This is a genomic window from Nocardioides sp., from assembly GCF_024509035.1.
GTDB lineage: Bacteria > Actinomycetota > Actinomycetes > Propionibacteriales > Nocardioidaceae > Nocardioides.
On record NZ_JANINT010000247.1, the window covers coordinates 16,087 to 24,647 of the forward strand.

10 protein-coding genes are annotated in these 8,561 nt (G+C 70.2%); 1 reads left to right on the forward strand and 9 read right to left on the reverse strand.

The genetic code is table 11. The annotated features are described in order from the left end of the window. Positions 1-165: 165 nt before the first annotated feature. Positions 166-1,128 (forward strand): type IV toxin-antitoxin system AbiEi family antitoxin domain-containing protein, encoded by a 963-nt coding sequence (locus Q0L15_RS17090; RefSeq protein ID WP_296605654.1) that lies wholly within the window; start codon positions 166-168, stop codon positions 1,126-1,128. A gap of 148 nt (positions 1,129-1,276) precedes the next feature. On the opposite strand, the gene Q0L15_RS17095 is transcribed toward Q0L15_RS17090, so the two are convergent. The 9 genes from Q0L15_RS17095 to Q0L15_RS17135 all read right to left on the reverse strand — a co-directional run. Next, positions 1,277-1,636, reverse strand: coding sequence for an RNA polymerase-binding protein RbpA (locus tag Q0L15_RS17095; protein WP_296605655.1), 360 nt, complete (start codon positions 1,634-1,636; stop codon positions 1,277-1,279). A gap of 24 nt (positions 1,637-1,660) precedes the next feature. Next, positions 1,661-1,891, reverse strand: coding sequence for a preprotein translocase subunit SecG (gene secG / locus Q0L15_RS17100; RefSeq protein ID WP_296605656.1), 231 nt, complete (start codon positions 1,889-1,891; stop codon positions 1,661-1,663). Between the two features lie 31 nt (positions 1,892-1,922). Then, positions 1,923-2,717 (reverse strand): triose-phosphate isomerase, encoded by a 795-nt coding sequence (gene tpiA, locus Q0L15_RS17105; RefSeq protein WP_296605657.1) that lies wholly within the window; start codon positions 2,715-2,717, stop codon positions 1,923-1,925. Positions 2,718-2,825: 108 nt separating this feature from the next. After that, positions 2,826-4,025: a phosphoglycerate kinase gene (locus Q0L15_RS17110; protein ID WP_296605658.1), complete on the reverse strand. Its 1,200-nt coding sequence runs from the start codon at positions 4,023-4,025 to the stop codon at positions 2,826-2,828. A gap of 2 nt (positions 4,026-4,027) precedes the next feature. After that, complete coding sequence (gene gap / locus Q0L15_RS17115) at positions 4,028-5,023, reverse strand: type I glyceraldehyde-3-phosphate dehydrogenase (RefSeq protein ID WP_296605659.1); 996 nt, start codon at positions 5,021-5,023, stop codon at positions 4,028-4,030. A 171-nt stretch (positions 5,024-5,194) separates the two neighbouring features. Beyond that, positions 5,195-6,181: a DNA-binding protein WhiA gene (gene whiA / locus Q0L15_RS17120; protein WP_296605660.1), complete on the reverse strand. Its 987-nt coding sequence runs from the start codon at positions 6,179-6,181 to the stop codon at positions 5,195-5,197. A 63-nt stretch (positions 6,182-6,244) separates the two neighbouring features. Continuing rightward, the gene (gene yvcK / locus Q0L15_RS17125) at positions 6,245-7,210 is read right to left on the reverse strand and encodes a uridine diphosphate-N-acetylglucosamine-binding protein YvcK (RefSeq protein ID WP_296605662.1); all 966 of its coding nucleotides are present in this window, start codon (positions 7,208-7,210) and stop codon (positions 6,245-6,247) included. Between the two features lie 7 nt (positions 7,211-7,217). Further along, positions 7,218-8,087, reverse strand: coding sequence for an RNase adapter RapZ (gene rapZ, locus Q0L15_RS17130; protein ID WP_296605663.1), 870 nt, complete (start codon positions 8,085-8,087; stop codon positions 7,218-7,220). Between the two features lie 15 nt (positions 8,088-8,102). After that, positions 8,103-8,561: helix-hairpin-helix domain-containing protein (locus tag Q0L15_RS17135; protein WP_296605661.1), on the reverse strand; the 459-nt coding region annotated here is incomplete at its 5' end.

Below are 8,561 nucleotides of genomic sequence, written 5' to 3' on the forward strand. Positions count from 1 at the left end.
GAGTCGGCACGTCTGCAGATCCGAAAGGGCGCGAGTCGGCACGTCTGCAGATCCGTATGCGAGTCGGCACGTCTGCAGACGGCCGTGACCCCACCGGTGACGACGTTGTCCACAGGGTCGCGATCGGCCTGATCGAGCAGGTGGCCCGGCGGGCAAGTGGCTGGAATGGACATCCAGAGAATGATCGCCAGCGGGAGCGTCGCCGGAGAGCTTCCACTTCCGCACGACGAACCCTTCACCTACCAACAGGCCATCGCTGCCGGGATCAGTCGGTACCAGCTCGGTCGGCTGATGACCGAAGGACTGCTAAGGCGGCCCATCAAGGGCGTCTACCTCGCCACGGAGACCGGTGACTCGAGGGCGCTGCGAGCCGCATGCCTTCGCCTGGTCGTACCCGACGACTGCGTGGTCGTCGATCGCCACGCGGGCTGGCTCCTCGGCGCGGAGATGATTCTCCGACCGGGCGAGCACCTCGAGCTGCGGCCGCTCTCGGTCTACCGCCCGTCTGGTCACGGCCGCCTCCGCAACAGCCTCACCAACAGCGGAGAACGCAACCTGCGCCCTGAAGACGTCACCGAAGTAGCAGGCATTCCCGTCACCACCCCGCTACGAACCGCGTGGGACCTCGGCAGGGTGCGGTGGACCGACGAGGCGATCTCGGGTATCGACGCCATGCTGCGGCTCAACGCGTTCAGCCGCGGCGAGTTCATCCAGGGCATCGAACGATTCCGCGGGATGCGTTGGGTCACCACACTGCGAGCGATTGCGCCTCTCGGCGACGGTCGCTCCGAGTCGCCAGGGGAATCCGTCCTCAGATTGCGCTGCATCGAAGCCCAGGTTCATGTCGTGCCACAGGTCGAGGTGTTTCGAGACGGCCGGTTGCGGGCGCGTCTGGACCTCGCCGACGAGCAACTGCTCTCGGGTTACGAGTACGACGGCGACGAGTGGCACAGCACGCCCGAGCAGATCGCCCACGATCGAGAGCGGCGCGGAGAGCTCGCGGACGACGGGTGGCTGATCCGAGCCTTTGACCGCGAGCACGTCTTCGGACGTCAGCGGGAGTGCGACCGGATCATCAGGGAAGTGGCGCGCGAAGCGCGACGGCGACGCGGGCGCATCTCAGCGTGACCTGCAGACGCGCCCACTCGGCACCCATGTGACCTGCAGACGCGCCCACTCGGCACCCATGTGACCTGCAGACGCGCCGACTCGACGCCCTGCAGATCTGCAGATGCGCCGAGTCGGCAAGGAGTCGTGCGGTGTGAGCTAGTCCCGGCTAGAAGATGATGTCGCCGGACTTGCGGCGCGAGCGGAGCAGCTGGATCGCCTCGTCGAGGATGTCGGCGGCCTCCTGGTCAGAGCGCCGCTCCTTCACGTAGGCCAGATGCGTCTTGTAGGGCTCGATCTTCGGCGCCGGCGGCGGGTTCTCGGAGTCGAGGCTCGCCGGGAGGCCGCACTTGGGGCAGTCCCAGGAGTCCGGCACCTGGGCCTCGACCGAGAAGGTCACGACCGAGCGGTGCTCGTGGGCACAGAAGTAGGTGACAGCCTGACGAGGCGCGGCCTCGCCACGCTCGGCCTCGCCCATCGGGCCGGCCCCCACCCGGCTACCGCGAATAGCGTTTCCTCCACCAGCCACGGAACGGTTCCCTTTCTCGAGTTCTCAGTACGCCAGCAGGAGCCCGAGGGCCACCACGCAGGCAAACCAGATGACGCCGATCCCGACCGTGAGCCGGTCGAGGTTGCGTTCCGCGACCGACGAGCCACCGAGCGAGCTCGAGACGCCACCGCCGAACATGTCCGAGAGGCCGCCACCGCGACCCTTGTGGAGCAGCACGAGCAGGATCATCAGACCGCTCGTGATCATGAGCACGATGGTGAAGAGCAGAGTCACGATCGATAAGCCTACGTCAGACCCTGCCGGATCAGAGGACCGGCATGTCGTAGAAGCGGCAGATCCCGCCGAACTCGTCCGCCTGGAGGCTCGCGCCACCGACCAGGCAACCGTCCACGTCGTCCTTGGCCATGATGCCGGCGACGTTCGAAGCCTTCACCGAGCCACCGTAGAGGACGCGCACGGCGTCCGCGGCGTCGTCGCCGTGGACCTCGCGGACCCGCTCACGGACCGCCGCGCAGACCTCCTGGGCGTCCTCGGGGGTCGCGACCTCGCCGGTGCCGATGGCCCAGACGGGCTCGTAGGCGATGACCAGGCCGGCGACCTGCTCGGCCGTGAAGCCGGCGAGGGAGCCGTCGACCTGCGCGAGGCAGTGCTCGACGTGCTGCTGGGCCTGGCGGACCTCGAGGCCCTCGCCGACGCAGACGATCGGGACCATGCCGGCCTCGAGGGCCTTGTGCGCCTTGGCGTTGACGACCTGGTCGCTCTCGGCGTGGTACTCGCGCCGCTCGCTGTGGCCGACCACGACGTAGGAGCAGCCCAGCTTGGCGAGCATGCTCGCCGAGATCTCGCCGGTGTAGGCGCCCGAGTCGTGCGTCGAGACGTCCTGGGCGGCGTACTTGACCTGCAGCCGGTCACCGTCGACCAGCGTCTGGACCGAGCGCAGGTCGGTGAACGGCGGCACCACGACCACCTCGGCACGCGCGTAGTCGTGCTTCTTGTCCGACAGCGTCCACGCGAGCTTCTGGACCAGGACCACCGCCTCCTGGTGGTTCAGGTTCATCTTCCAGTTGCCCGCCATCAGCGGGGTGCGGTTGTTGGCCATGCCATCCTCGGCGATCTCGTGAGCCGGGGCGGCGGGCCCCGGTGGGGTACGTGGGAGCCGGGTCGGGCCCCCGCGGACGGCGTCCGCGGGGGGCCACGCCCGGGTGGATCAGGCCTCGAGGACCTTGATGCCAGGCAGTTCCTTGCCCTCGAGGTACTCCAGGCTGGCGCCGCCACCCGTGGAGATGTGACCGAACGCCGCCTGGTCGAAGCCGAGCCGACGGACCGCGGCAGCAGAGTCGCCTCCGCCGACCACCGAGAGGCCGTCGACGTTGGTCAGTGCCTCGGCGACGGCACGGGTGCCGCCGGCGAACGCCTCGGTCTCGAAGACACCCATCGGACCGTTCCAGAACACGGTCTTGGCGTCGGCGAGCTCGGCCGCGAACGCCTGGGCCGAGTCCGGACCGATGTCCAGGCCGAGGGCGTCGGCCGGGATCTCGGAAGCGGGTACGACGCGCGGCTCGGGCGTCCGGTCCCCCGAGGGGAACGCGGTGTCGACCACGATGTCGGTCGGGAGCACGATCTCGACGCCGCTCTGCGCGGCCCGCTCGAGGTAGGAGCGGCAGGTGTCGAGCTGGTCCTCCTCGAGGAGGCTCTTGCCGACCTCGTGGCCCTGGGCCTTGAGGAAGGTGAACACCATGCCGCCACCGATGAGCAGCTTGTCGGCCTTGCCGAGCAGGTTGTCGATCACGCCGAGCTTGTCGGAGACCTTCGAGCCACCGAGCACGACCACGTAGGGCCGGGCCGGGTCGACGGTCAGCCGGCGCAGCACCTCGGTCTCCTTGGCGACCAAGGCACCCATGGCGTGCGGGAGCCGCTGGGCGACGTCGTAGACCGAGGCCTGCTTGCGGTGGACCACGCCGAAGCCGTCGGAGACGAAGGCGTCGGCGAGAGCCGCGAGCTGGTCGGCGAACGCGCCCCGCTCGGCCTCGTCCTTGCTGGTCTCGCCCGGGTTGAACCGGACGTTCTCCAGCACAGCGACCTGACCGTCCTCGAGACCGGCGACCGTGGCCTGGGCGCTCTCCCCGACCGTGTCGGTCGCGAACGCGACCTCCTGGCCGAGCAGCTCGCCGAGCCGCGCGACGACCGGACGCAAGGAGTACCGGTCCTCGGGCGCCCCCTTGGGGCGCCCGAGGTGCGCGGTCACGATCACCCGCGCGCCGGCGTCGGCCAGCGCCTTGATGGTCGGCACGCTGGCGCGGATCCGGCCGTCGTCGGTGATGGTCGTCCCGTCGAGCGGGACGTTGAGGTCGGACCGGACCAGCACACGCTTGCCGGCGACCTCACCGAGTCCGTCGTACTGACCCACGATCAGAGGGTCGCCGCGACGTAGTCGATCAGGTCGACGAGGCGGTTGGAGTAGCCCCACTCGTTGTCGTACCAGCCGACGACCTTGACCTGGTTGCCGATGACCTTGGTCAGCGGCGCGTCGAAGATGCACGACGCCGGGTCGGTGGTGATGTCGGTGGAGACGATCGGGTCCTCGCTGTACTTGAGGAACTTGCCGTCGGCGGCAGCCTTGACGATCGCGTTGACCTCCTCGACGGTGGTCTCGCGGCCGGCCTCGAAGGTGAGGTCGGTGGCGGAACCGGTCGGGGTGGGGACGCGCAGGGCGTAGCCGTCGAGCTTGCCCTTGAGCTCGGGCATGACCAGGCCGATCGCCTTGGCGGCGCCGGTCGAGGTCGGGACGATGTTCAGCGCGGCGGCGCGGGCACGACGCAGGTCGCGGTGCGGGCCGTCGAGGAGGTTCTGGTCACCGGTGTAGGCGTGGATGGTGGTCATCAGGCCCTTGACGATGCCGAGCTCGTCGTGGAGCGCCTTGGCCATCGGGGCCAGGCAGTTGGTGGTGCACGAGGCGTTGGAGATGATGGTGTGCGCGGCCGGGTCGTAGTCGCCCTCGTTGACGCCCATCACGATGGTGACGTCCTCGTTCTTCGCCGGAGCGGAGATGATGACCTTCTTGGCGCCGCCGTCGATGTGGGCCTTGGCCTTGGTCGCGTCGGTGAACAGGCCGGTCGACTCGATGACGATGTCGACGTTGAGGTCACCCCACGGCAGTGCGGCCGGGTCGCGCTCCTCGAACACCTTGAAGGTGTGGCCGGCGGCGGAGATCTCGGTCTCGGTCGAGGTGACGTCGCCGTCGAGGCGGCCCAGGATCGAGTCGTACTTCAGCAGCGTGGCCAGGGTCTTGTTGTCCGTCAGGTCGTTGACGGCGACGATCTCGATGTCGGCGCCGGACGCCACGACGGCCCGGAAGAAGTTGCGGCCGATCCGGCCGAACCCGTTGATACCTACTCGAACGGTCACTGCAGAGCTCCTCATGTCGCGCTAGCTGGTGGTGGCGGCTGGGGTGTCCGGCCGTCCGTCTGTCGACCCTATCCGTCGGATCGCTATGACCAACCTCTCGTCCCGGGGTACGTCCCGGTAACGAGCGAAGGTCCCCTGAGCACGGGACCTTAGGTCTTCATAGAGCCGAAGTCACCCTTCGTCGGCCAGCATGTCGGGCGTCAGGGATGCTTCGGTGTCGGGGATCCCGAGCTCTTCGGCGCGCTTGTCGGCCATCGCCAGCAGCCGACGGATCCGTCCGGCGATGGCGTCCTTGGTCAGCACGGGGTCGTGCAGCTGGCCGAGCTCCTCCAGCGAGGCCTGCTTGTGCTCGAGGCGGAGCTCGCCGGCCATCTTGAGGTGGTCGGGCACGTCCTCGCCGAGGATCTCCATCGCCCGCTCGACCCGCGCGCCCGCCGCGACGGCGGCGCGGGCCGACCGGCGCAGGTTGGCGTCGTCGAAGTTGGCGAGCCGGTTGGCCGTCGCGCGCACCTCCCGGCGCATCCGGCGCTCCTCCCAGGCCATCAACGACTCGTGGGCGCCGAGGCGGGTGAGCAGCTGACCGATCGCGTCGCCGTCGCGGATCACCACGCGGTCGACGCCTCGGACCTCACGCGCCTTGGCGTGGATGCCGAGCCGCCGGGCGACCCCGACCAGCGCGAGCGCGGCCTCGGGCCCCGGGCAGGTGACCTCGAGCGCCGAGGAACGACCCGGCTCGGTGAGCGAGCCGTGCGCGAGGAACGCTCCGCGCCAGGCCGCGACGGAGTCGCACCCGCCTCCGGACACGACCGCGGGCGGCAGCCCGCGCACGGGCCGGCCACGCTGGTCGAGCAGTCCGGTCTGGCGAGCCAGCGCCTCGCCGTCCTTGACGACCCGCACGATGTAGCGGCTGCCCTTGCGGATGCCGTTGCCCTGGACCATCACCACGTCGGACTGGTGGCCGTAGACCTCGGCGATGTTCGTGCGCAGCCGACGGGCCGAGGCGCCGGTGTCGAACTCGGCCTCGACCACGATGCGGCCGCTGACGATGTGCAGACCGCCTGCGAACCGCAGCATCGAGGCCACCTCGGCCTTGCGGCAGCACGTCTTCGTGACCTGGGTGCTGGCCAGCTCCGCCTTGACCTGTGCCGTCATCGCCATGGCGCTGATCCTTTCACGACCGTCAACGACCCGTGGCCGCCCGGTCGAGATCGTCGGGAGAGCTCACGTGCCCATGATCCGGGCGTACGCCGCCGCCAGCTTCGCCGGGTCGTGACGCGGAGAGCCGTCGTCGCACGCGACGTCGGCGACGACCAGCTCCGCACCGGCCGCGCGGACGACCTCGAGCAGGTCCTCGAGGCCCTCCCCGACGCTCGCGGCGTCGGCCAGCACGGTGTGGATGCGCAGGTCAGGGGCGTGCTCGGCGAGGACCGCGAGGTGGTCCGCGGCCTCGAATCCCGGGGTCTCCCCCGCCTGCTCGGTGAGGTTGAGGGTGACGACCACGCGCGCCTCGCTCGTCACGATCGCGTCGTGGAGGGCCGGCACCATCAGGTGCGGGATCACCGAGGTGAACCACGACCCGGGGCCGAGCACGAGCCAGTCGGCCGCGTGCACCGCCGCGAGCGCCTCGGGGCACGGCTCGGGGTCGGGCGGATCGAGGGCGATGGAGGAGATGACACCCTCGGTGGTCGCGACCTCGACCTGGCCACGCACGGTGGTCAGACCGGCCGGGTTCTCGGGCAGCCCGCGGACCTCGGCGGTGATGTCGAGCGGCGTGAGCGCCATCGGCAGCACCCGGCCCGAGGCTCCCAGGAGCCGGCCCACCCAGTCGAGCGCCGCGACGGGGTCACCGAGCTGCTCCCACAGGCCGACGATGAGGAGGTTGCCGATCACGTGGCCGCGCATGTCGCCCTGGCCCGCGAAACGGTGCTGGAGGACCCGTGCCCAGGTGTCGCCCCACTGGTGCTCCCCGCACAGCGCCGCGAGCGCCATCCGCAGGTCGCCCGGAGGCAGGACCCCGAACTCGGCCCGCAGCCGTCCCGACGAGCCACCGTTGTCGGCGACCGTCACCACCGCGGTCAGGTCGTCGACCACCAAGTCGTCGACGAGGATGCGCAAAGCCTGCAGGGACGCGGCCAGGCCGTGCCCACCCCCGAACGCGACCACCGCCTGGGCGCGGTCGTGCGCCACGCGCGCCTCACTCACGACCGAGGTCGCGGTGGGTCGCGCGGGTGTCGAAGCCGGCGGCCTGGAGGCGCCGGGCGATCTCCTCGGTCATCGCGACGCTGCGGTGCTTGCCGCCGGTGCAGCCGATGGCCACGGTCATGAACCGCTTCCCCTCGCGCAGGTAGCCGCTGGCGACGCCCTCGAGCACGGGGACGTAGGCGTCGAGGAACTCCGCGGCACCGGGCTGGGAGAGGACGTAGTCCGAGACGGCCGCGTCACGCCCGGTCTGCGGACGCAGCTCGGGGATCCAGTGCGGGTTGGGGAGGAAGCGCATGTCTGCCACGAAGTCGGCGTCGACGGGGATGCCGTACTTGGCCCCGAAGCTCACGACGCTCACCTTGAGCCGCGTCGTGTCCGGGGTGCCGAACGCCTCGGCGATCCGGTCGGTGAGCTGATGCACGTTGAGACGGGTGGTGTCGATGACGAGGTCGGCGTCACTGCGCAGGTCCGCCAGCACCTCGCGCTCGCGCCGCAGCCCGTCGATGAGCCGACCAGTGCCCTGGAGGGGGTGCGGACGCCGGGCGGCATCCTGGCGGCGTACGAGGACGTCGTCGGCCGCCTCGAGGAACACCAGGGTCGCGTGCCGCCCGGTGGCACCCTGGGCGAGGTTGGCCTGGAGGGTCTGGAAGAACGACCCCGAGCGGACGTCGACGACGACCGCGATCGGCTGCTGGCTGCCACGGCTGTCGTCGACGAGCCGCACCACCTCGCGCAGCAGGCTGGGGGGGAGGTTGTCGACGACGTAGTAGCCGAGGTCCTCCAGCTCCTTGGCCGCGGTGCTGCGGCCGGCCCCGGTCATGCCGGTCACGACGACCAGCTCGCCCAGCCGGTCGTGGGGCATGTCGTTGGACACGTCCTAGCCCTCCTCGATCTCGCCTGTGGCGGTGTTGACGCTGACGACGGCGGGACCAGTCTTGCGGTTGGCCTGGGCCACCGCATCCTTGATCGCACCGGCGGTGCGGGCGCCGATGCCCGGCACCTGGGCGATCTCCTCGGCCGACGCCTCGCGCAGCCGCTTGAGCGAGCCGAAGTGCTTGAGCAGGGTCTTGCGTCGCACCTCCCCGAGTCCGGGGACGTCGTCGAGCAGGCTCTCGACCATCGACTTGGACCGCCGCGACCGGTGGTGGGTGATCGCGAAGCGGTGCGCCTCGTCGCGGATGCGCTGGAGGAGGTAGAGCCCCTCGCTGGACCTGGCCAGGATCACCGGATCCTCCTGGTCGGGAAGCCACACCTCCTCGAGACGCTTGGCCAGGCCGCAGACCGGGATGTCGACGATGCCGAGCTCGGCCAGCGCCCGCTGGGCGGCGGCGACCTG